Origin of the sequence: Oryzomicrobium terrae, from assembly GCF_008274805.1 — a bacterium.
GTDB classification, from domain to species: domain Bacteria; phylum Pseudomonadota; class Gammaproteobacteria; order Burkholderiales; family Rhodocyclaceae; genus Oryzomicrobium; species Oryzomicrobium terrae.
In genome coordinates, this window is record NZ_CP022579.1 from 1,696,713 (window position 1) to 1,718,170 (window position 21,458).

Consider the following 21,458-nt stretch of genomic DNA (forward strand, 5'->3'; position numbering starts at 1 on the left):
GTGGGGCGTGCCGGGGAAACCGCTACTGTTCTGCATGGGCGGCTGAACGTGCGTTTATCGCTTTAATGCTTGAGGCGCGCAAATCCAGTACCATCGCTGCTTTTTGGTGAGCGACATTAACCGTCTGATTTAGCGTTGGCCTGATCTTGCGCAGGTTCGCGCAAGCGAGGCGGCTGTGGCTGGCCACGGGTGTATTCCGGTGTGTTGGAACGGGTCCGTTCGGTCTTACAGCGCAGCGTCCCTTTCAGGCTGAGACGAAAATCGCAGGAAGTATATATCCAAAAATGTCCGAGATTCAAAAAAGCACGGTAAACCGCGTCGTTATTGATGCCGACGAGGCGGGGCAGCGGCTCGACAACTATCTGGTGCGCGTCTGCAAGGGCGTGCCGAAAAGCCATGTTTACCGCATCTTGCGCAGCGGTGAGGTGCGGGTAAACAGCGGCCGGGTCGATGCCGCCTACCGTTTGCAAGCGGGTGATACGGTGCGTATCCCGCCCATCCGCCTGGCCGAAAAGCCGGTGGCTACCGCTACCGCCGAAGTCGGCATGCTGCGCGCCGAGTTGCCGGTGGTGTATGAAGACGACGCCTTGCTTGCCATCAACAAGCCGGCAGGTATTGCCGTCCATGGCGGCAGTGGCCTGTCCTTTGGCGTCATCGAGGCCTTGCGCCGGCAGCGCCCCCAGGCACGCTTCCTGGAGCTGGCCCACCGGCTCGACCGGGAAACATCGGGGCTGCTGTTGATCGGCAAGAAACGCTCGGCCCTGACGGCGTTGCATGATCTGTTTCGCCATCACCGCGCCGACAAGCGCTACCTGGCCCTGGCCAAGGGTCGCCTGGAAAAACCGGTGACCCACGTTCAAGCGGCACTGCACAAGTACTTGACCGAGGACGGTGAGCGGCGTGTTTCGGTCCATGAAGACGGCAAGGCTTCCCACAGTATTTTTCGTCTCGTGGCCCGCTGGCAATCGGCTTCGCTGGTGGAGGCGCAGATAAAGACCGGGCGAACCCACCAGATCCGGGTGCACTTGAACCACCTGGGGCACCCTATCCTGGGGGATGAAAAATACGGGGATTTCGCCCTGAACAAGGCCTTGGCCAAGGATGGACTGAAACGCATGTTCCTGCATGCCTGGCGCTTGTCGTTTCCTCACCCTTTGACTGGGGAGCGACTCAATCTGGAGGCTCCCTTGCCCTCTGAACTACACCAATACCTCGTCCGACTGTCGGCACGGGAGCAACAGGATTATGGCGAAGCAATTTGATCTGATCGTTTTCGACTGGGATGGCACCTTGATGGATTCGGCGGCGGCCATCGTCACTGCAATTCAGGCCGCCAGCCGCGATCTGGGCCTGTCGGTACCCACTGACCGCCAAGCTCGCTACGTGATTGGCCTAGGGCTGGCCGATGCACTGCATCATGCCGTGCCGGACCTGCCTCGGGAGCGCTACGAGGAAATGGTCGAACGCTACCGCTACCATTACCTCTCCCGGGATCATGAACTGACGTTGTTTGGCGGGATCCCCGAACTGATGGCCGAGCTACAGGATGCCGGCTATGCGTTGGCGGTGGCGACCGGCAAGAGTCGTCTCGGTCTCAACAGGGCATTGGCGGTGAGCGGTCTTGAAGATTTCTTCCATGCCACGCGTTGTGCCGACGAGTGCCATTCCAAGCCCCATCCGCAGATGTTGCAGGAGCTGATGGAGGAGTTTGCGGTTCCGCCCGGGCGCACCCTGATGATTGGCGATACCACCCACGACCTGCAGATGGCGGCTAACGCCGGCACAGGTGCAATTGGCGTTACCTATGGTGCTCACGTGCCTGAGGAACTCAAAGCCCTGGGGCCGCTGGCAGTGGTTGATGCGGTCGAGGAACTTGGGACGTGGCTACGCCGTCACGGATGATGGAACCCGAAGACGGGGAATCCACCCAATACGCTTACATCTGCCAGGCCGCCGACTTGGAGGATGGAGGAAAAGGTGTGCGCTTTTCGGTGTGGCGCCACGGTGTAGCCGAGCCGGCCTTCGTCGTCCGTTTTGCCGGACAGGTCCGGGGATTTCTCAATCGCTGCGCCCATGTTCCCGTAGAGCTGGATTGGCAGGAGGGAGAATTCTTCGATCATTCAAGGCTATACTTGATTTGTGCAGTGCATGGCGCGCTCTACGACCCGCATTCCGGGCGCTGCCTCGGTGGCCGTTGCAATGGTCGCGGATTGATTCCTGTACCGGTGGTGGAACGCGAAGGGGCCGTATTTCATATGGTTGATGCCGATAACATTGATCTGTGATCGGGAATCTCAAGCAAGTCGTCGCCCCGCACTGCCTTATTCATTATTTCAAGTGTTGAAATCTCCATGGCTGATTATCCTCAACCCGACTCACAACCGAGCGGTACCACCGACCCCCAATGGGAGCGCAAGCTGCTGGAAAAGCTCGCTACCGCATCCTTGAGCGAGCAGCGCGCACGGCGCCGCTGGGGGATTTTCTTCAAGCTGCTAGGGTTCGGCTACCTGGCGGTTTTCATCTTCCTTGCCCTGGATCTGGGGGGATCGGACAAGCTGCCGGACGGCAAGCATACGGCGGTCGTCTATGTGCATGGCACCATCGACGCCGGTGGCGTCGCCAGCGCCGAGAAGATCAATGCCGCGCTACAGTCAGCCTTTGAGGACAAGCGTACTGCCGGCGTCATCCTCCGTATCAATAGCCCCGGCGGCAGCCCGGTCCAGTCGGGCATCATCTACGACGAGATCAAGCGCCTGCGTACCAAGTACCCGGATACCCCGCTGTATGCGGTGGTCGAGGATCTGTGTGCTTCCGGCGGCTACTACGTGGCGTCCGCGGCGGACAAGATCTACGCCAACAAGGCCAGTCTGGTCGGGTCTATCGGCGTGCTGATGGACGGTTTCGGCTTTACCGGCACCATGGACAAGCTTGGCGTGGAGCGGCGCCTCCTGACGGCCGGCGAGAACAAGGGCTTCCTCGACCCGTTCTCGCCCCAGGAGCCGCAGCAGAAAGCCTACGCCAAGGCCATGCTCGACGAGATCCACCGCCAGTTCATCGAGGCCGTGCGCAAGGGGCGCGGAAATCGTCTCAAGGAAAGCCCGGAAATCTTCTCCGGCCTGGTCTGGACCGGCACCCAGGGCGTCAAGCTGGGCCTGGTGGACGACTACGGCACGGTGGATAGCGTCGCCCGGGACGTGATCAAGGCGGAAAAACTGATGGATTTCTCGGTCAAGGAAAATATCGCCGAGCGTTTTGCCAAGCGTTTCGGTGCCGACATGGCGCAGAGCCTGGTGCTCAAGCTGTTCGGCGAAGGTCCGGCGGTACGCTGATCGGGTTTCTCCTGCCAAGCAAAACGCCCATCCGGCTTGGATGGGCGTTTTGCTTTGGGCAGTGTGAAACCCTTCCAGGGACGCGTCGTCCTCAGTAAACGTCGCGACGGTAGCGACCTTCCACTATTAGACGATCCAGGGCGTCGACGCCGATCAGATCGGCGAGGGTCTGGTGTACGGCTTCTGCCATGCCTACCGCGTTACCGCAGACGTAAAGGGAGGCGCCCTGGGCCAGCCAGCTGTGCAAGTCGGTAGCGGCGGCACGCAGGTGGTCCTGGATATAGACCTTGTCGGCCTGATCCCGGGAGAACGCCAGATCCAAGCGCTGCAGCAGCCCCGTTTGCCGATAGTCCTCGATCTCCTCCCGGTAGTGGTAATCGCAGGCAGCGTTCCGTTCGCCGAAGAGCAGCCAATTCGGTCTGGCCCCCGCTTGCCGGCGCGCGCGCAGGTGGCCGCGCAGGCCGGCCATGCCGGTGCCGTTGCCGATCAGGATCAGGGGACGCCGGATGTTATCGCCCAGGCGGAAGTTGCGGTGTGGGAGCAGGCGGGCCATGACGCAACCGCCGACGGCGATGCCTGTACTCAGCCAGCCTGAAGCCGCTCCGAGGCGCCCGTCCGGGCCACGCTGCTGGCGGATGAGCAGATGCACCCGGCCGTCGCTGGGGATCGAGGCGATCGAATAGTCCCGAGGAGGCAGTAGTTCGCCGTCGATGCCGGGGGCGGCCACTTGCAGCAGGTCGCCGGATTCCCAAGAGGGCGCCGCGTCGTTTTCCGGCGGGCAGAGTTCCAGGTGGAATACCGCTTCACCCTGGCTTCCCGGATTGAGATGGCGGCGCTCGGCAAGGCGCCACGGGGAATATTTTGGGGGCAGCCAGGAGAGGGTTTCACTACTGCTGGCGCCATCCCCGCTAGCCTCCCGGTACCCCGCGACGTGGGCCAAGGCATGGCGCCAACGTTCCAGGGCCGTGGCATCGCCGTTGTTCACCTCAATGCGTTCGAATAGCGGAGTCGCTCCTGCTTCTTGCAGCCAGGTGTCGAGATTGCGACCGAAGCCGCAGAAGTGGCGATATTCCCGGTCGCCCAAGGCTAAGAGGCCGTAGGTAAGACTCCTCAGTGGAGTGGTTTGCCCCGTTTTTTCCGCCAGCAGGCGGCGCACGAAGGTGGCGGCGTTGTCCGGAGGATCGCCTTCGCCGCAAGTGCTGACCACGAACAGGGCCGGTGAGCCGCTACGCAAGTCGGCCAGGGCGAGGTCGGCCAGGGGGGTCAGGCGCACGGCTTGTCCCGCGCCGCGCAGGGCCGTGGCGCTGCGCTCGGCCAGTTCCTCGGCAAAGCCGCTCTGGCTGGCAAAAGCCAGTAGCAGTGGCGCCTGCTGGCCCGGGATGGGCAGGATGGGTAAGGTGGCGGCGGCCTGGAGGGCGCGGCGCCGCTTGTTCCGGGCGCGGACCAGAATGCCGGCACACAGGCCGGCATAGGCCAGCAACATGGCGGCGGCCCCGGCCAGCCGGGGCACGTCGGGCAGGATCAGCATGGCCGGACGATGGCGTACTGCCGGGGCATCACTGGGGCAGCACTTCCAGGGTGACGGCGTAGGTCAGGCGCCGTTCGCTGGCTGCCTTGACCGTGGTGCGCTGGTCTTTGGTTTCTGCTTCCAGCCAGTACATGCCGGGTTCGGGCCAGGTGAGGGTGATATTGCCGTCGGCGTTGGTGGTCAGGCGGATTTCACCCTGCTGGTTGCGGTAGCGGGATTGGCCGCGCACCACGGTCACCTCGATGCCGGCCGCCGGCTTGCCATCCACCAGGAAGCGGAAGCTGGCGGCCTCGCCGGCCACCAGATCGTTGGGGTGGCTGGGAGCCACGGCGATCATTTCCAGTCCGGCGCCGCTGGCTTGGAGAGGGCTGGGCTTGCCGACGGTGACGAAGGTCTCGATGCGGCCGACCTGCTCCCCGAGGCGCACTTCGGTGGCGCCAGCGGGAATGTCCTTGGCGTAGGCGTCGATGGTGCCGCGGAAGCGCTTCGCTTCGCCGTTGAGCTTGTAGTTGCCCATGACACCGTGGTTGACCACGGCCAGCCGGTAAGTACCAGGTTGGGCCAGGTTAACGTCGAAGACGCTGCGCAGTTTGCCGCGGGAGAGGTTGTCCACCGCCACCTTGTCGCCGTTGGGGGCGGACACCGTCAGGTTGTCCAGGGCCAGGGGCATGTGGTTGAAGAAGAACAGATCGTTGGAGACGGCGGCGTCCACGGTGATCCACTGGGCCTTGGAAAGGACGGTGGAGGAGGGCAGCAGCCAGACGTTGTGGGCCTGGGCCAGGGGCAGGTTGAGGCACAGGGCCAGGGCGGCGGCGAGCTTCAGGGGGCGGGACATCGGGGACTCCTTGGACGAAAGAGGGAAATCGGCGGGATGGCGCGGTCAGGGCTTCAGATCGAGGACGATGGTGCCCAGCTCGGTCTTGCCCTGAGCCTTGAGCTGCAGGGGTTTTTGCGGTGGCCATTGGAAGGGGATGTACACCACCTCCCGTCCGCCCACTTCCCGGGCGGCTTCCACTGCCAGGCGATAGTCGCCGGCGGGCAGGCGGCCGAGAGGTTTGCTGCCCTCGCTGAAATTCAGCTTGTGCTTACCCACCGCCCGGGTGGCGCTGGTCACCGCATCCAGGGGCATTTCCAGTTCCCGGCCGCTGCGCCGCCACCACTGGCGCAGATCCTGGAGCCACTTGGTGCCTTCCTTATTGGACTTCTTCAGGTCGTACCAGACGGCCAGGTTGGCGGCCACGCTCTGATCGGCCCGTTCGACCCACAGGGCGACGTAGGGGCGGTGGTATTCGGCCACGTTGAGGCTGGGAATTTCGACGTCCACCGCCAGGTCGGCAGCGGAGGCGCCGCTGGCGGCGAGAAGCATTGCGGCAAAGGATAGGGAATGTCGCATGGGAGGATTCGGGGAGCAGTCAGTGAATGAAGAGGAGGACCAGCAGCGCCGGGATCACGACCCCCAGGCCGACCACCGGCCAGGTAGCGGGACGGTTGCCGGCGTGGTACTTGAGGATGAGCAGGCCGGTGAGGGAAAACATCAGGCAGGCGGCAGCGAAGATGTCAATGAACCAGCGCCAGGCGGTGCCGGTGTTGCGGCCTTTGTGCAGATCGTTGAGGTAGGACACCCAGCCCCGGTCGGTGCGTTCGTACTCCACCGCGCCGCTGGCCCGGTCGATACGCAACCAGGCATCGCCACCAGGGCGGGGCAGGGGCAGATAGACCTCGTCGGCCGACCATTCCGCCTCCCGGCCGGCAGCGTTCACCGCCAGGGTGTCGCGCAGCCAGGGCTGCAGCGCGGCGGGTAGGGGTGCGGTAGCCTGGTTGCGCTCCAAGGTGGTGAGCAATTCCGCCGGTAGCTGGGCTGTACGTTGTTCCACCTGGGGCCGGGCGGCGATGTCGGCGGCGTGGTTGAGGGTGATGCCGGTGACGCTGAACAGCAGCATGCCGAGCAGGCAGACGGCGGAACTGATCCAGTGCCAGTGGTGCAGGGTCTTCAACCAGCCGGCACGGCGCTGGCTGTGCTTCAGGTCGTCCATGGCCGGGTGGTTCACAGCTCTGCCCATTGGCGCAGCAGGTTATGGTAATGGCTGGTGAGGGCAATGACTTCCGGGGTGTCCCCCACCTGCTGGCGCAGCTTCTGGATGGTCACGTCAAGGTCGAACAGCATCGTGCGGCGCCAGTCGTCCCGGACCATGCTCTGGGTCCAGAGGAAGGAACAGATCCTGGCGCCTTTGGTGACGGGCTCCACCCGGTGCAGGCTGGTGGAGGGATAAACGATGGCATCGCCGGCGGGCAGCCGGGCAGCGTGGCTGCCGTAGGTGTCTTCGACGATCAGTTCGCCACCCTCGTACTCGTCCGGGTCGGAGAAGAACAGGGTGGTGGAAACATCGGTGCGCAGGCCCAGGGGGCTGCCGTGGGCGTAGCGGATGGCGTTGTCCACGTGGTTGCCGAAGTAGCCGCCGCCCTCGTAGCGGTTGAAATAGGGCGGCAGGATGCGCTGGGGCAGGGCCGCAGAAAAAAACAGGGGATTGGCCATCAGGGCACTGGTGACGATCTCCCGGAGGTGCTCTAGCGCTGGGGAGCCTTCCGGCAGTTGCCAGTTGCGCTTGGCCTGGGCGGATTGGACGCCGGTGGTGGCCTTGCCGTCCCCCCATTCGGCGTTGTCGAGGATGCGACGGCATTCCGCCACCTGCTCGCGGCTGAGCACTTCCGGTACGTGCAGCATCATGATGGTGTTTTCCTCGTAGTGCGTGTTTAGCGACGGGGGAGCGTGGGCTGCTACCCGAAAAAGCGAGCCCCCGTCCGCGCTTGATGTACGCACGGACGGGGGCTGCAACGGCTTAGAACTTGAAGATGCCGGTCAACATGGCCTGGCGGCCCGGTGCGACGCCGACCATGTGGGTGGCGTAGGCAGCGTTGTAGTAGGTCTTGTCGAAGATGTTGTTGACGTTGAGGCGGACGCTGATGCTCTTGTCGACGTCATAGGTCGCCATGCCGTCGAAGCGCCAGTAGCTCGGCACCCACTTGGTGTTGGCCGCATCGCCATAGACCTTCGACATGTAGTAAGCGCCACCGCCCACGGTCAGCTTGGGCATGACCTTGTAGGTGCTCCACAGGCTGAAGCTGTCCCGCGGGGTGTTGGGGAATTGGTTGCCCTTGTTGGCGGCGTTGTCGTTGTAGGTCCAGCTGGTGGCGGCGGTGTAAGGCGGCGTTGCCCGGGTGGTCCATACCGAGGGCCCGGTATCCACCAGCTTGCTGTCCATGTAGGTGTAACCGCCGAATACCTGCCAGGCCGAGGTGATGGCCCCGGCAAAGCCCAGCTCGACGCCATTGATGCGCTGTTTGCCGACGGTGGCCATGGTGAAGGGGTCGATGTTCACCTTGGCGTTGGTCTTCTCGATGTTGAAAATCGCACCGGTCAGGGCCAGCTTGTTGTTGAGCAGGTTCCATTTGGTACCCAGCTCGATGCTGCGCACCTCTTCGGGTTCCAGGTCCTTGTTGGTCAGGGTAATGCTGTCGGCACCGTCGCCGGACGAAATACCCGAGGGGTTGGCTGCCGTGGCGTAGTTGAGGTAGATGCTGCCGTTGTCGCGGGGCTTGTACACCACGCCCATCTGATAACTCCAGAAGTTGGAGTCGTTGCTCAGGTTGGCCGTGGTCGGCTTGCTCCCGTCGGTGGAATACCCCTCCTGCTTGGTCGAGAAACGGTCGTGACGCAGGCCCAGGTTGAGCAACCACTGCTTGCTCAGGGTCAGGGTGTCGAAGGCGTAGATGCCCAGGGTGTTGGTGGTGGTCCGCGCCCCTTGGGTGCTGCGCGCTACCGTCCCGGTCCAAGGATCGTTCGCATTGGGGTTCTGGATGTCGGCCAGGGACGTGCCGGTCACGGTGTAGCCACGGCTATCCACCTCGTTCCGGCTCAATTCGACGCCGGTAGCGATGCGGTGCTTGATGCCGCCGGTGGTGAATTCGCCGAGCAGCTCGGTGGCGTTGATGATGCCGTCGCTGACCGAATGACGGCTCTTGGCCGACCGCGGCAGGGTGGTGCCGGTGACGATCGAGAGGTTTGAATCGCCCGGGTTGGTCGCCACGTAGTCGTTGGACGAACGGGTGTAGCGGGTCGAGTTGCGCAGGGTGAAACGGTCGTTCAGGTCGTGCTCGATCTTCAGGGTGCCGCTATCCACCTCGGTCTTGCGGAAGTCGCGGTCCTTCAAGCCGTAGAAGTTGGCACGATCCACGTTGAGCGGTCCGCCATCGCCATTCTTGCTGTAATTGGGGTTGATGGTCGGTGCTGTAGTGGGGGCGGTGGCGCCGGTTTTGGTGTTGTACTTGCTAACCGGGTTGTTGTACGGAATGCCGTAGTCGGGCATGTCATCGGTCTGGAAGTGGTACAGGCCCAGGTTGATGCGGGTCGGGGTACCCAGGCCGAGGGCCAGGTTGGGCGCGATGCCAAAGTGCTTGAGATCCACGTGGTCGCGGCCGGCGACGTTGCTGTCCTCACCCAAGACGTTGATGCGGAAGGCGGCGTTGTCACCGACCTGACGGTTAAGGTCCGCCGTGGCCCGTTTGTAGCTGCTGGTGCCGACACCGGCGGTGACTTCGCCAAAGTTGCCGAGACGGGCGTTCTTGGTGGTCAGGTTGATGCTGCCGCCCACGGCGCCGCCGCCGCTATACGCCGAGTCCGGCCCTTTCACCACGTCCACCTGTTCGACGTTGAACATGTCGCGGGATTGGGAGCTCGGGTCGCGCAAACCGTCAATGAAGAAGTTGGACTGGGAATCGAAGCCGCGGATGAAGGGACGGTCCCCCGCCGGGTTACCGCCTTCGCCCATGCCGAAAGTGATGCCCGGGGTGGTACGCAACGCTTCCTGCAGGGAGGTGGCGTTGGTCTGGTTGAGTACTTCCTTGGTGATGACCGTCACCGATTTTGGCGTGTCCACCAGGGGTGCGGTGAACTTGCTGGAGGCCGCGGTATCGGCCTTGTAGGCGGTATCCGCAGCATTGGCGGAAACATTGACGTTGGGCAGCACGGCCTCGCCCTGGGTCTGGGCCAGGGCGGCACCCGGTACCGAAATGGCCAGGGCGGTCAGGGCGGCGGTGCCGTTGAGGCGGGGATGACGGTCGAGCGGATGCTTGCGGCTTTCGATGTGAGCCATGAAAGGGAAACTCCGGATAGAGAGAAGTCAGGTTTTGGCTGGCTTCCCATCCATGAACCGAGGTTTCCGGCGTGATCGCGTGACGCGTCCGAAGCGGTTGGAGGGGTGGCTTGCTGGTGTCGGATGCGACGTATGAGCGTGCATCCGTTGAATTTTGCAAATGATAAGAAATCTCATTTGCAAAAGTCAAGAAATTGTTACATTTCCCGCCGTGACGGCTCATGCGTGTTTTGCCGCTACAACACGTGGTGGTCGCGCCGTACGGCCGGCGGCAGCGATGCGCTAGGTAAGTGAAGCGTTGGTAGCTTGTGCGCAGCAACGCGCCTCGCGCTTGGCGGCGGGCATCATGGCCACAGGCGATCCGGGCCGATGTCGTCGAGCCGGGCGCAGCCGGTCAGGGCCATCACCACTTCGAATTCTTCGCGCAGGATCTTGAGCACATGGGCCGCGCCCAGGGGACCGGCGGCAGCCAGGCCGTAAACCCAGGGACGGCCGATCAGCACGGCTCGGGCGCCCAGGGCCAGGGCCTTGAAGATGTCGCTGCCGCGGCGGATGCCGCCGTCGAGCAGGAGCGGAATACGCCCGCTCACCGCCTCGGCCACCGCGGGCAAGGCGTCGATGGCGGCTGGCAGGGTGTCGATGGTGCGTCCGCCGTGGTTGGAAACCACCAGGCCATCGACGCCCAGCGCCAGGGCCTGGCGGGCGTCCCGGGGCGAGAGGATGCCCTTGAGGATCAGCGGCAGCCGGGTGAGGTCGCGGATGGCCGCGATGTCGGCCCAGGTCGGGGCCGTGGCCAGCAGGCCGTCGAAGACCGGGCTCTGACCCGGCTGCAAGGTGGCCAGGGGGCTGGACGGCGCCGGCATGTCGCGCAGGTTGGCCGCGTCCACGCCAGGAGGCAGGTGAAAGCCGGCCCGTTGTTCCTGGTTGCGCAGCCCGCTCAAGGGGGCGTCCACGGTGACCACCAGGGCCCGGTAGCCGGCTGCTTCGGCCCGTTCGATCAGGTGCCGGGTGTAGCCCCGGTCGGGCTGGATGTAGAGCTGAAACCACAGGGGCGCCCGGGTGGCCTGGGCGATTTCTTCCAGGGGCACGCTGGCCAGGGTGCTGACCACCATGGTCGCTTCCAGGGCTTCGGCGGCCTGGGCAGCGGCCAACTCGCCATCGTTGTGGAAGAGACGCTGATAGGCCACCGGGGCGAGCAGGATTGGGTGGGCCAGGGGCTGGCCGAACAGGTCGAGGCGGGTGTGGCCGCCGCGTAGGTCGGCCAGGACGTGGCTGTTCAGGCGCAGGGCGTCGAAGGCATCCCGGTTGCGCCGATAGGTTAGTTCGTCGGCGGCGCCGCTGGCCAGGTAGGCCCAGGCGTTGTCGTCCAGGCTGTGGCGGGCATAAGGCTTGTAATCGCTAACGCAGGCGATGTCGCGGGGGATTGCGGTGAGGCAGGGGGTCGGCATGGGCGCGGCCTGGAGGGTCGTCGATCGCGATAGATAATAGTCATTATCATTTGCGAGTCAACGCAAGCGGCCACAAGCGAACCCGGGTGCTGGGGAAGCAAAACTGCGGGGGGAGGGCTGAAGGTCCGCGCCAGTGCTTGTTCTCCGCGATGGTGCCCGGAAAACCCGCGCCGTTATTGGCGCTTGGGGGGTACCGGCTGAAGAACAAGCATTGGCGCGGGGTTTGGGCTGCCTATACCTGGAGCTCGTCGAGCAGATCGCTTTCCAGGCGCACTCGGCCCGCGCTTGAGACCAGGTCGCCACCGGAAATGAGAAAAACGTCTTCCACCCGGTCGCCGAGGGTGGCGATCTTGGCCGTGTGCAGGTAGGCGCCGTGCCGGGTCAGGGTCAGGGCAATCTTGAACAAAAGCCCCGGCCGGTCGGCAGCCACCAGGGATAGGACGAATTGAGCGCCTTTTTCGTCCGGGTGGATGGTGACTTCCGGCGTGATCGGGAAGTGCTTCACCTGGCGCGATAGACGGCCGGTGGGCGGTGCTTCGGGCGGTGTCTGATGGCAGAGGCGCTGAGCCAGTTCGTGCTCCAGGTAACTGACCAACTGGCGGTAATCCTCGCGCCCGGCCACGTCGAGCAGCACGAAGCTGTCCAGGGCGTAGCCGTGGCGGGTGGTGTGCACCTTGGCGTCGACGATGGAGAAGCCCTCCCGGCCGAAAAAGCCGCAGATGCGGGCGAACAGATCCGGTTGATCCTTGGCGTAGACCATCACCTGGAGCCCTTCCTCGTTGCGGTTGGGGCGGGCCTTGACGATGGGTTCCGGGGTGTTGATGCGGTAGTGCAGGTTGCGGGTGTGCCAGGCGATCTCTTCGGCGCTGTGGCGCAGGAAATAGACCGTGTCGAGCTGCTTCCACAGCCCTTCGTGCACCGTGTCCGACAGGGCGAAATAGCGCAGCAGGCGCATGGCCTCCTGCTGGCGCTCCTGGATGACGCCATGCGGCTCGGGGGCTTCGTCCCGGGAGAGGACGTTCAGGGTTGCCTTGTACAGCTCTTCGAGCAGCTGGCCTTTCCAGGCGTTCCACACCTTGGGGCTGGTGCCGCGGATGTCGGCCACGGTGAGCAGATAGAGGGCCACCAGGTGGCGCTCGTCGCCCACCACGGCGGCAAAGTGCTTGACCACGTCCGGGTCGGAAATGTCCTGCTTCTGCGCGACGTGGCTCATGGTCAGGTGATGGCGCACCAGCCACACCACCAGTTCCGTATCCTCCGGCGCCAGGCCGTGGGTGTCGCAGAAGGCCCGGGCGTCCGCGGTGCCGAGTTCGGAGTGGTCGCCGCCACGGCCCTTGGCGATGTCGTGGAAGAGGGCGGCAATATAGAGCACCCATGGTCGCTCGAAGGCGTTGATCAGCCGCGAGCAGAGGGGGTATTCGTGGGCGAATTCCTCGACGGCGAAGCGGCGCAGGTTGCGCAGCACCTGGAGGATGTGCTGGTCCACCGTATAGACGTGGAACAGGTCATGCTGCATCTGGCCGACGATGGCGCCGAAATTGGGCAGGTAGCGGCCGAGGATGCCGTAGCGGTTCATGCGGCGGAATTCGTGCACGATACCGCGGGGGCTCTTGAATAGTTCCAGGAACAGGGCTTGGTTGGCCGGGTCGGCGCGGAAGCCCTCGTCTATGTGGAAGCGGGCCCGGTACAGGGCGCGCAGGGTGCGGGCGGTCATGCCCTTCAGCTCCGGATGGCGCTGGAGCAGCAGAAAGGCTTCGAGGATGGCTGACGGCTGGGTTTCGAACAGGTCGTCGGCACGCATCTCGAGCAGGTCGTGGGCGCCCTGGAAACGTTCGTTGATCGGCCAGGTGGCCCCGACCGGGGGCGGGAAAAGGCGCACCCCCAGATTCTGCAGCAGGATGGTGTTGAGCTGCAGCGCGGCTTTGGCCGAGCGGTAGTACTGCTGCATCAGCAATTCGCTCTCGCGCCGCGTGGCGGTGGGCTGGTAACCGAACATCTGGGCCACGGCCGTCTGGTGATCGAACAACAGGCGGTCCTCACGGCGCCGGGTATGCAGGTGCAGGCGGATGCGGACATCGTCGAGAAAGCGCTCGACGCTGTTGATCAGGGTTTCTTCCTCGGCGGTGAGCAGCCCGGCGGCGGTGAGTTCGGCCCAGTTGTCGCCGATGCCCGCCGCCTTGGCGATCCACAGGATGACCTGCAGGTCGCGCAGCCCGCCCGGGCTTTCCTTGCAATTCGGCTCCAGGCTGTAGGGCGTCTCGTCATAGCGGATGTGCCGCTCTTCGAGCTCCAGCTTCTTGGCCTTGAAGAAGGCCTTGGGGTCGAGGTGCTGGTACAGGCCGGCCTGAAACGTCTTGAACAGCTCCCGGTCCCCGGTCAACAGCCGGGCTTCGATCAGGGCGGTCTGCACCGTGATGTCGTTGTTCGCCTCGGATAGGCATTCTTCGACGGTGCGCACACTGTGGCCGATTTCCAGGCCAATGTCCCAGAACAGGCTGACCAGTTGCGATAGGCGGGCTTCTTCGGCAATCCCCAGGGCGCCCGGGAGGAGGATCAGCAGGTCGATATCGGAGGCCGGAAACAGCTCCCCCCGGCCATATCCCCCCACCGCGACCAGGGCGAACGTGGCGGGCAATTCCAATTCATTCCACAGGTCGATAAGGGCTTCGTCCACTACCCGGGCTCGCCCTGCGAGCAGTCGGCGCGCATCGGGGGTTGCCAGGTAGGCGATGCGCAGGGCTTCCTGTTCGTCCTTGAGGCGGTTGCGGTAGCGGGGAATCAGATCGTTGGGCAGGGGCAGGGGGGCCATGAAGCGGGCAATCAATAAATGATCGGATAGCCATCCACCAGGGCAGGCTTGGTCCGGCTGCCGGCGGAAACCGTCAGCACTTCGACCCCGGTTTCGGTCACCACCACGGTGTGTTCCCATTGGGCGGAGAGGCTGCGATCCTTGGTGACGATGGTCCAGCCATCCGGCAGCTCCTTGATCGCCGCCTTGCCGGCGTTGATCATCGGCTCCACGGTGAAGATCATTCCCGGCTTGAGTTCCGGCCCCGTGCCGGCGCGGCCGTAATGCAGCACCTGAGGGTCTTCGTGGAATTTCTGGCCGATACCGTGGCCGCAGAATTCCCGCACCACCGAGAAGCCGTTGCCTTCGGCGTACTTCTGAATGGCGGCGCCAATGTCGCCCAGGTGGGCGCCAGGCTTGATCTGGGCGATGCCGAGCCACATGCATTCGAAGGTGATTTCGCACAGGCGCTTGGCCTGGATCGAGCCTTCGCCGACGATGAACATGCGGCTGGTGTCGCCGTGCCAGCCATTCTTGATCACGGTGATGTCGAGATTGACGATGTCACCGTTCTTGAGCACCTTCTTGTCAGAAGGAATGCCGTGGCAAACCTGCTGGTTGATCGAAGTGCAGATCGACTTGGGGTAGGGAGTATAGCCCGGCGGCGTGTAATTAAGCGGAGCGGGGATGCAGCCCTGCACGTTCACCATGTAGTCGTGACACAGCCGATCGAGTTCGGCGGTAGTGACGCCGGGTTTGACAAAGGGCGTGACGTAATCGAGCACTTCTGCCGCGAGGCGGCAGGCAATGCGCATTTGTTCGATATCGGCTGGGGATTTGATGGTGATGCTCATTGTTCTTGGGATCTTTCGAGGGAAAAACCGGGCGCATCGCCCTGGGCAAAGGGGAAAAGGATAGGCCAAGGCCTCGCCTTAGGCAATTTGGAAGACCCCGGCAGGGCCGATGAAAGGGTAGGGCGGCGAGCGGCAGGGGAGTGCTGGATTGGGCCGGTCTGGGGGAAAACCGTTCCCGGAATTGAAGCGGCCGGCCGTTGGGTGCTATACTCTTGCGGCTTTTCTTCGGGGCTTCCCGAAAGAAAGTGGCTTGTAGTCTAGGCTAAACAGTAAGGCCGTTGGTTCGGGGCGGTTCGTTCCGGGTTTTCGGCTGTTTCCCCGTGCGGCGGTAGCGCTGCCGGGTCAATCCTCACATCCGCACATATATGGGGTGTCCGTGAGTTTCGCGGATCGACAATGGCGGATGGCGGTTTAAACCCTTAGGAGTCCTTTCATGGCAACCATGCGTCAAATGCTTGAGGCCGGTGTTCACTTCGGCCACCAAACCCGTTTCTGGAACCCGAAGATGTCCCAGTACATCTTCGGTGCTCGCAACAAGATTCACATCGTCAACCTGGAAAAGACCCTCGTTAAGTACAACGAGGCGATGGCGTTCGTGAAGAAGCTCGCGTCTAACCGCGGCAACATCCTCTTCGTCAGCACCAAGCGTCAGGCTCGCGAGATCATCGCCGAGGAAGCTACCCGCGCTGGCGTTCCTTACGTTGACCAGCGCTGGCTGGGCGGCATGCTGACCAACTTCAAGACCGTGAAGCAGTCCATCAAGCGTCTGAAGGATATGGAAGCCGCCGTTCAGGACGGTTCCGCCGAGCGCATGGGCAAGAAAGAGGCCCTGCTGATGAAGCGCGAGCTGGAAAAGCTGCAGAAGTCCATTGGCGGCATCAAGGAAATGGGCGGCCTGCCTGATGCCCTGTTCGTGGTCGACGTGGGCTACCACAAGATCGCCATCACCGAAGCCAACAAGCTGGGCATCCCGGTGATCGCCGTGGTCGATACCAACCACTCCCCCGAAGGCGTGGACTACGTCATCCCCGGTAACGACGACTCCTCCCGCGCCATCCGTCTGTACGCCCGCGGCGTGGCCGACGCCATTCTGGAAGGTCGTAGCCAGTCCCTCCAGGAAATCGTTGCTGCCGGTTCCGACGACGAGTTCGTCGAAGTCCAGGAAGAGTCCGCCGAGTAAGGCTGGCTGAACGGTTCTTCCCCGCTGTGGCTGCAAGGTCCGGTGGGCAGGTAGTGTGCAATGTCAGCGGCCGCCTTCGGGCGGCCGCCGCTTAATCAAGAGATTGGAGCAGAAAATGGCGGAAATCACCGCAGCGATGGTCAAGGAACTGCGCGAAAAGACCGACGCGCCCATGATGGAATGCAAAAAGGCCCTGTCCGAAGCCGCTGGCGACATGGATAAGGCTGAGGAAATCCTGCGCGTCAAGCTGGGCAACAAGGCTTCCAAGGCCGCTACCCGTGTGGCCGCCGAAGGTATCGTTGGCGTGTACATCTCCGCCGACGGCAAGCTGGGCTCCATCGTCGAAGTCAACTGTGAAACCGACTTCGTCGCCAAGAACGACGACTTCCTGGCTCTGGTGAAGAACATCGCCGAGCTGGTCGCCACCAAGAACCCGGCCGACGTGGCCGCCCTGTCCGCCCTGGAAATCGGCGGCCAGTCCGTGGAGTCCATCCGCGCCGCCCTGGTGGGCAAGATCGGCGAGAACATGACCATCCGCCGCTTCGTGCGCACCGAAGCTCAAGGTAAGCTGGTCTCCTACATCCACGGCGGCGCCAAGATCGGCGTGCTGCTCGACGTGGTTGGCGGCGACGAAACCACTGCCAAGGACATCGCCATGCACATCGCGGCGTCCAAGCCCAAGTCCTTGGATGCCTCCGGCGTTTCCGCGGACCTGATCGAAACCGAGCGCCGCGTCGCCATCGAGAAGGCCAAGGAAGCCGGCAAGCCCGAAGCCATGATCGAAAAGATCGCCGAAGGCACCGTGCAGAAGTTCCTCAAGGAAGTCACCCTGCTGGGCCAGGTCTTCGTCAAGGCCGAAGACGGCAAGCAGACCATCGAGCAACTGCTCAAGGCCAAGGGTGCTTCGATCCCGGGTTTCACCCTGTACGTGGTGGGCGAGGGCATCGAGAAGAAGGTCACCGACTTCGCCGCCGAAGTGGCCGCCCAGGCTGCTGCCGCTGCCGCCAACAAGTAATAACTGTCCAAGGGAGATCCCATGTCCGCACCCCGCTATAAGCGCATCCTTCTCAAGCTGTCCGGTGAGGCGCTCATGGGCGCGGACGCCTATGGGATCAACCGCCAGACCATCTCCGAGATCGTCGAGGAGATTCGGTCGGTGACCGACCTGGGTGTCCAGGTCGGTATCGTGATCGGTGGCGGCAACATCTTCCGCGGTGTTGCCCCCGCCGCCACGGGCATGGACCGGGCCCAGGCCGACTACATGGGCATGCTGGCCACGGTCATGAACAGCCTGGCGTTGCAGGACGCCATGCGCGCCGCCGGACTCGTTTCCCGGGTCCAATCGGCTTTGAATATCGAACAGGTGGTCGAGCCCTATATCCGCGGCAAGGCCATCCGTTATCTGGAGCAAGGCCGGACGGTGATCTTCGCCGCCGGTACCGGCAATCCCTTCTTCACCACCGATACCGCCGCCGCCTTGCGTGGTGCCGAGATCGGGGCCGAGATCGTGCTCAAGGCCACCAAGGTGGATGGCATCTATACGGCCGACCCGAAGAAGGACCCCAGCGCTACCCGCTTCGACAAGATCAGTTTTGACGAGGCCATCTCCCGCAATCTGGCGGTGATGGATGCCACGGCTTTTGCCTTGTGTCGTGACCAGCAGCTGCCGATCAACGTTTTCTCCATTTTCAAGCGCGGCGCCCTGAAGCGGGTCGTGCTCGGCGAGAACGAAGGCACCCTGGTCTACTGCTGACGGAGAACTTGCAATGATCGCTGAACTGAAAAAAGCCACCGAACAGAAAATGATCAAGTCGCTGGACGCGTTGAAAAACGATCTGGCGAAAGTGCGTACCGGCCGTGCCCACACTGGCATCCTCGACCATGTGATGGTGGATTATTACGGCACGCCGACCCCGATCAATCAGGTGGCCAACGTCACCCTGGTCGACGCGCGCACCATCGGTGTTCAGCCTTGGGAAAAGCCCATGGTGGCCAAAGTCGAGAAGGCCATTCGCGATGCGGATCTGGGCCTGAACCCAGCCACTCAAGGGGATTTGGTGCGTGTTCCGATGCCCATGCTGACCGAGGAGCGCCGCAAGGAGCTTATCAAGGTCGTCAAGGGCGAAGGTGAAAATGCCAAGGTGGCGATCCGCAACCTGCGTCGTGACGCCAACAATGGTCTGAAGGATGCGGTCAAGGCCAAGGAAATCTCCGAGGACGACGAACGTCGCGCCCAGGACGATATCCAGAAACTCACCGACAAGTTTGTAGCCGACGTGGACAAGCTGCTGGTGGAAAAGGAAAAGGAACTGCTGGCCATCTAACGTCCGGCTTCCCTTATCCATGTCCTCGTTTGTCAGTTCCACCGGCGGCATCCCGTCGGTGGGCGATGTTCCCCGGCATATTGCCATCATCATGGATGGCAACGGTCGCTGGGCGAAAAAGCGCTTCCTGCCCCGTGTCGCCGGCCATACCCGCGGTGTCGAAACCGTGCGGGAAATGGTGAAGGCGTGCCTTGCCCGCGGGGTTTCCTTCCTGACCCTGTTCGCCTTCAGTTCCGAGAACTGGCGTCGCCCGGAAGGGGAGGTCAGCTTCCTCATGCAACTGTTCGTCAAGGCGTTGAAGCAGGAGGTCAAGCGCCTCCACGCCAATGGCGTACGCTTGCGGGTCGTCGGCGATTTGTCTCGCTTCGATCCGGCCCTGCAAGAGATGATTGCCCTGGCGGAGGCTGAGACTGCAGCCAATGAGCGTCTTACCCTGACGGTCTGCGCCAACTACGGTGGTCGCTGGGACATCCTCCAGGCTGCCAATCGGCTGGCTGCCGCTGAGCCTGCCAAGGTTGGCGCCTGGACCGAGCACGATCTGGCCCCCTACCTGGCCATGTCTTACGCGCCTGAGCCGGATCTCTTCATCCGTACCGGCGGCGAGCAGCGGGTTTCCAACTTCCTTCTCTGGCAACTGGCCTACAGCGAACTGCATTTCACCGACGTCCTCTGGCCGGAATTCGATTGCTCGGCATTGGATGAAGCGATTGCGTCGTACCGTCGCCGTGAACGCCGCTTTGGCCGTACCAGCGAACAACTCCAGGCTTCACCGCCTTCCTCGCCCCATGCTTAAGACGCGGGTCATCACCGCGGTCATCCTGCTGCTCGTCTTTCTGGGCGCTATTTTTCTCCTGCCGCGCAGCATCTGGGCGTTGTTCTGCGGTGTGGTCGCCGTGCTGGCAGCCTGGGAATGGGGGGGCTTTCTCGGTTTGGCTTCCCGTAGTCGGGTGTTTTTGGCCGGTGCTGTGGGGCTGCTACTTTTGGCGCTGACCTTGGCGCTGCCTGGCATGCTTGGCATCAGCGACGGTTTCGTCTTGCAGGGCTGGGCCTTCGGCCGCTTTCTGCTCGTGCCCTCGGTACTGTTCTGGGCCGTGGCGGTACCGCTTTGGTTACGTTACCGCTGGCCGCTGAAATCCCTGCCACTGGGGTTGCTTGTCGGTGCCGTGGTCATTCTGCCCACCTGGTTGGCCCTGGTTCAGTTACGCGCGCTAGGCCCTTGGCCACTTCTGGCGATCATGGCTGTAGTATGGATGGCCGATATCGCAGCATATTTTTCCGGCCGGGCTTTCGGTAAACACAAACTCGCCCCTAACATCAGTCCCGGCAAGACTTGGGAGGGGGCGCTGGGCGCGGGGGTAGGGGTGATTGCCTATGGCTGGATCCTGCGCACCACGTTTCCGGATTACCTCGATATTGCCCCGCTCACCCTGGCCCTGGGCTTGGTTCTGGTCACGGCGGTCAGCGTGATCGGTGATCTGTTCGAATCCCTACTCAAGCGCCAGGCCGGTATCAAGGACAGCAGCCAGTTGCTGCCCGGCCATGGCGGGGTGTTGGACCGGATTGACAGCCTGACGTCCACCCTGCCGCTGGTGACCCTGCTCTGGTTGGTGTTTCAACGCTGACCGGGCCATTTTGGCCAAGTAATTCCATGCCTGCGCAGACCCTCACTCTTCTTGGCGCCACTGGCTCGATTGGTGGCAGCACCCTGGACGTCGTCCGGCGCCACCCCAATCGCTACCAGATCTTTGCCCTCACCGCGTTTCAGCGCATGGCCGAGCTCGCCGAACTGTGCCGCGAATTTCGTCCTGCGTATGCGGTGGTGGCCACCCCGGAACAGGCGGTAGCACTGACGGGGCAATTGCGCGCTGCTGGCCTGGCGACCGAAGTCCTGTCGGGTGAACAAGGCTTGATCCAGGTTGCCGCCCATCCTGACGTCGATACCGTGATGGCGGCCATTGTCGGAGCTGCGGGCCTGGAGTCCGCCTTGGCGGCCGCCCAGGCCGGCAAGCGGGTGCTCCTGGCCAACAAGGAAGCCTTGGTCATGGCCGGTCCTGTTTTCATGACCGCAGTCCGAGAGCATGGGGCCACGTTGCTGCCGATCGATAGCGAGCACAACGCCATTTTCCAGTCCTTACCTCAAGGCTTCTCACGGGATTTGGGGGAGAACGGGGTGCGGCGCATCCTGCTAACTGCTTCTGGTGGCCCCTTCCGCTCGACGCCTGCCGAAGTGCTGGCCACGGTGACGCCGGCGCAGGCCGTCGCCCATCCCAAGTGGTCGATGGGCCCCAAGATTTCCGTTGATTCGGCGACCTTGATGAACAAGGGCTTGGAAGTCATCGAGGCCCACTTCCTGTTTAATCTGCCTGCGAACCGGATTGATGTAGTGGTGCATCCGCAGAGCATCATCCACTCCCTGGTCGAGTATGTTGATGGCTCGGTGCTGGCCCAGCTCGGCAACCCGGACATGCGCACTCCTATTGCTCATGCCCTGGCGTATCCGGAGCGGATTGCCTCCGGGGTGGCACCCCTTGATCTCTTTCAAGTCGCCCGCCTCGATTTCGAAGCTCCCGACTTGGTGCGTTTCCCCTGCCTTGGTTTGGCTTATCGGGCGTTGAGCGAGGGCGGGCGGAGCCCCGCCGTGCTCAATGCGGCCAATGAAGTGGCTGTGGTCGCGTTCTTGGCCGGCCGGATCGGGTTTACGGCGATTCCCTCCACGATTGCCGCTGTGATGGATGAGGTCGGGACTGGACCGGTTCGTTCGCTGGAAGACGTTCGCGAAGCCGATCGCCAAGCCCGCCAGGCGGCGCATAAGCGCTTGGCGATCCATTGACCCCTGCTAACCGGTAGCGCTTGTTCC

General features: G+C 63.1%; 20 protein-coding genes. 11 read left to right on the top strand and 9 right to left on the bottom strand.

The window, feature by feature from the left end; genetic code table 11:
- The first annotated feature begins 284 nt into the window (after positions 1 to 284).
- The 4 genes from rluC (at position 285) to sppA (ending at position 3,329) form a co-directional block, all read left to right on the top strand.
- Positions 285 to 1,262, top strand: coding sequence for a 23S rRNA pseudouridine(955/2504/2580) synthase RluC (rluC, locus tag OTERR_RS07810; protein ID WP_149425374.1), 978 nt, complete (start codon positions 285 to 287; stop codon positions 1,260 to 1,262).
- Positions 1,246 to 1,902 carry an HAD-IA family hydrolase gene (locus OTERR_RS07815; RefSeq protein ID WP_054620959.1) on the top strand — a complete coding sequence of 219 codons (657 nt, stop codon included), beginning with the start codon at positions 1,246 to 1,248 and terminating at the stop codon, positions 1,900 to 1,902. Before rluC ends, OTERR_RS07815 begins: the two co-directional genes overlap by 17 nt.
- Positions 1,899 to 2,285, top strand: coding sequence for a Rieske (2Fe-2S) protein (locus OTERR_RS07820; protein ID WP_246154401.1), 387 nt, complete (start codon positions 1,899 to 1,901; stop codon positions 2,283 to 2,285). Before OTERR_RS07815 ends, OTERR_RS07820 begins: the two co-directional genes overlap by 4 nt.
- A 66-nt stretch (positions 2,286 to 2,351) precedes the next feature.
- Positions 2,352 to 3,329, top strand: a complete 978-nt coding sequence (sppA, locus tag OTERR_RS07825) for a signal peptide peptidase SppA (protein ID WP_149425376.1) — start codon at positions 2,352 to 2,354, stop codon at positions 3,327 to 3,329.
- A gap of 91 nt (positions 3,330 to 3,420) precedes the next feature.
- Here sppA and OTERR_RS07830 read toward each other — a convergent pair whose 3' ends face one another.
- From OTERR_RS07830 to map, 9 genes are all read right to left on the bottom strand, one after another.
- A complete protein-coding gene (locus OTERR_RS07830) occupies positions 3,421 to 4,857 on the bottom strand; it encodes a flavodoxin domain-containing protein (RefSeq protein ID WP_149425377.1) in 1,437 nt (478 codons plus the stop codon).
- A gap of 28 nt (positions 4,858 to 4,885) precedes the next feature.
- Complete coding sequence (locus tag OTERR_RS07835) at positions 4,886 to 5,692, bottom strand: DUF4198 domain-containing protein (protein WP_149425378.1); 807 nt, start codon at positions 5,690 to 5,692, stop codon at positions 4,886 to 4,888.
- A 45-nt stretch (positions 5,693 to 5,737) separates the two neighbouring features.
- A complete protein-coding gene (locus tag OTERR_RS07840) occupies positions 5,738 to 6,250 on the bottom strand; it encodes a DUF2271 domain-containing protein (protein ID WP_149425379.1) in 513 nt (170 codons plus the stop codon).
- A 19-nt stretch (positions 6,251 to 6,269) separates the two neighbouring features.
- The gene (locus OTERR_RS07845; RefSeq protein ID WP_149425380.1) at positions 6,270 to 6,890 is read right to left on the bottom strand and encodes a PepSY-associated TM helix domain-containing protein; all 621 of its coding nucleotides are present in this window, start codon (positions 6,888 to 6,890) and stop codon (positions 6,270 to 6,272) included.
- A gap of 11 nt (positions 6,891 to 6,901) precedes the next feature.
- Positions 6,902 to 7,582, bottom strand: coding sequence for a Fe2+-dependent dioxygenase (locus OTERR_RS07850; protein ID WP_149425381.1), 681 nt, complete (start codon positions 7,580 to 7,582; stop codon positions 6,902 to 6,904).
- A 112-nt stretch (positions 7,583 to 7,694) separates the two neighbouring features.
- Positions 7,695 to 10,007: a TonB-dependent receptor gene (locus tag OTERR_RS07855; protein ID WP_149425382.1), complete on the bottom strand. Its 2,313-nt coding sequence runs from the start codon at positions 10,005 to 10,007 to the stop codon at positions 7,695 to 7,697.
- A gap of 344 nt (positions 10,008 to 10,351) precedes the next feature.
- Positions 10,352 to 11,455 (bottom strand): alpha-hydroxy acid oxidase, encoded by a 1,104-nt coding sequence (locus OTERR_RS07860; protein ID WP_054620951.1) that lies wholly within the window; start codon positions 11,453 to 11,455, stop codon positions 10,352 to 10,354.
- 232 nt (positions 11,456 to 11,687) lie between these two features.
- Positions 11,688 to 14,264: a [protein-PII] uridylyltransferase gene (locus tag OTERR_RS07865; RefSeq protein ID WP_149425383.1), complete on the bottom strand. Its 2,577-nt coding sequence runs from the start codon at positions 14,262 to 14,264 to the stop codon at positions 11,688 to 11,690.
- Between the two features lie 11 nt (positions 14,265 to 14,275).
- A complete protein-coding gene (gene map / locus OTERR_RS07870) occupies positions 14,276 to 15,097 on the bottom strand; it encodes a type I methionyl aminopeptidase (RefSeq protein WP_149425384.1) in 822 nt (273 codons plus the stop codon).
- Positions 15,098 to 15,530: 433 nt separating this feature from the next.
- On the opposite strand from map, the gene rpsB reads away from it, so the two are divergent.
- From rpsB to ispC, 7 genes are all read left to right on the top strand, one after another.
- Entirely contained in the window at positions 15,531 to 16,277 is a 747-nt protein-coding gene (gene rpsB, locus OTERR_RS07875; protein WP_054620949.1) for a 30S ribosomal protein S2, read from the top strand.
- Between the two features lie 115 nt (positions 16,278 to 16,392).
- Positions 16,393 to 17,292, top strand: a complete 900-nt coding sequence (tsf, locus tag OTERR_RS07880) for a translation elongation factor Ts (RefSeq protein ID WP_054620948.1) — start codon at positions 16,393 to 16,395, stop codon at positions 17,290 to 17,292.
- Between the two features lie 21 nt (positions 17,293 to 17,313).
- Positions 17,314 to 18,030, top strand: a complete 717-nt coding sequence (pyrH, locus tag OTERR_RS07885) for a UMP kinase (protein WP_149425385.1) — start codon at positions 17,314 to 17,316, stop codon at positions 18,028 to 18,030.
- Positions 18,031 to 18,043: 13 nt separating this feature from the next.
- Entirely contained in the window at positions 18,044 to 18,601 is a 558-nt protein-coding gene (gene frr / locus OTERR_RS07890; protein WP_054620946.1) for a ribosome recycling factor, read from the top strand.
- A gap of 19 nt (positions 18,602 to 18,620) precedes the next feature.
- Entirely contained in the window at positions 18,621 to 19,394 is a 774-nt protein-coding gene (uppS, locus tag OTERR_RS07895) for a polyprenyl diphosphate synthase (protein ID WP_149425386.1), read from the top strand.
- Entirely contained in the window at positions 19,387 to 20,223 is an 837-nt protein-coding gene (locus OTERR_RS07900) for a phosphatidate cytidylyltransferase (protein WP_149425387.1), read from the top strand. The genes uppS and OTERR_RS07900 overlap by 8 nt, the downstream gene beginning before the upstream one ends.
- A 26-nt stretch (positions 20,224 to 20,249) precedes the next feature.
- A complete protein-coding gene (ispC, locus tag OTERR_RS07905) occupies positions 20,250 to 21,431 on the top strand; it encodes a 1-deoxy-D-xylulose-5-phosphate reductoisomerase (protein WP_149425388.1) in 1,182 nt (393 codons plus the stop codon).
- The last annotated feature ends 27 nt before the right edge of the window (positions 21,432 to 21,458 follow it).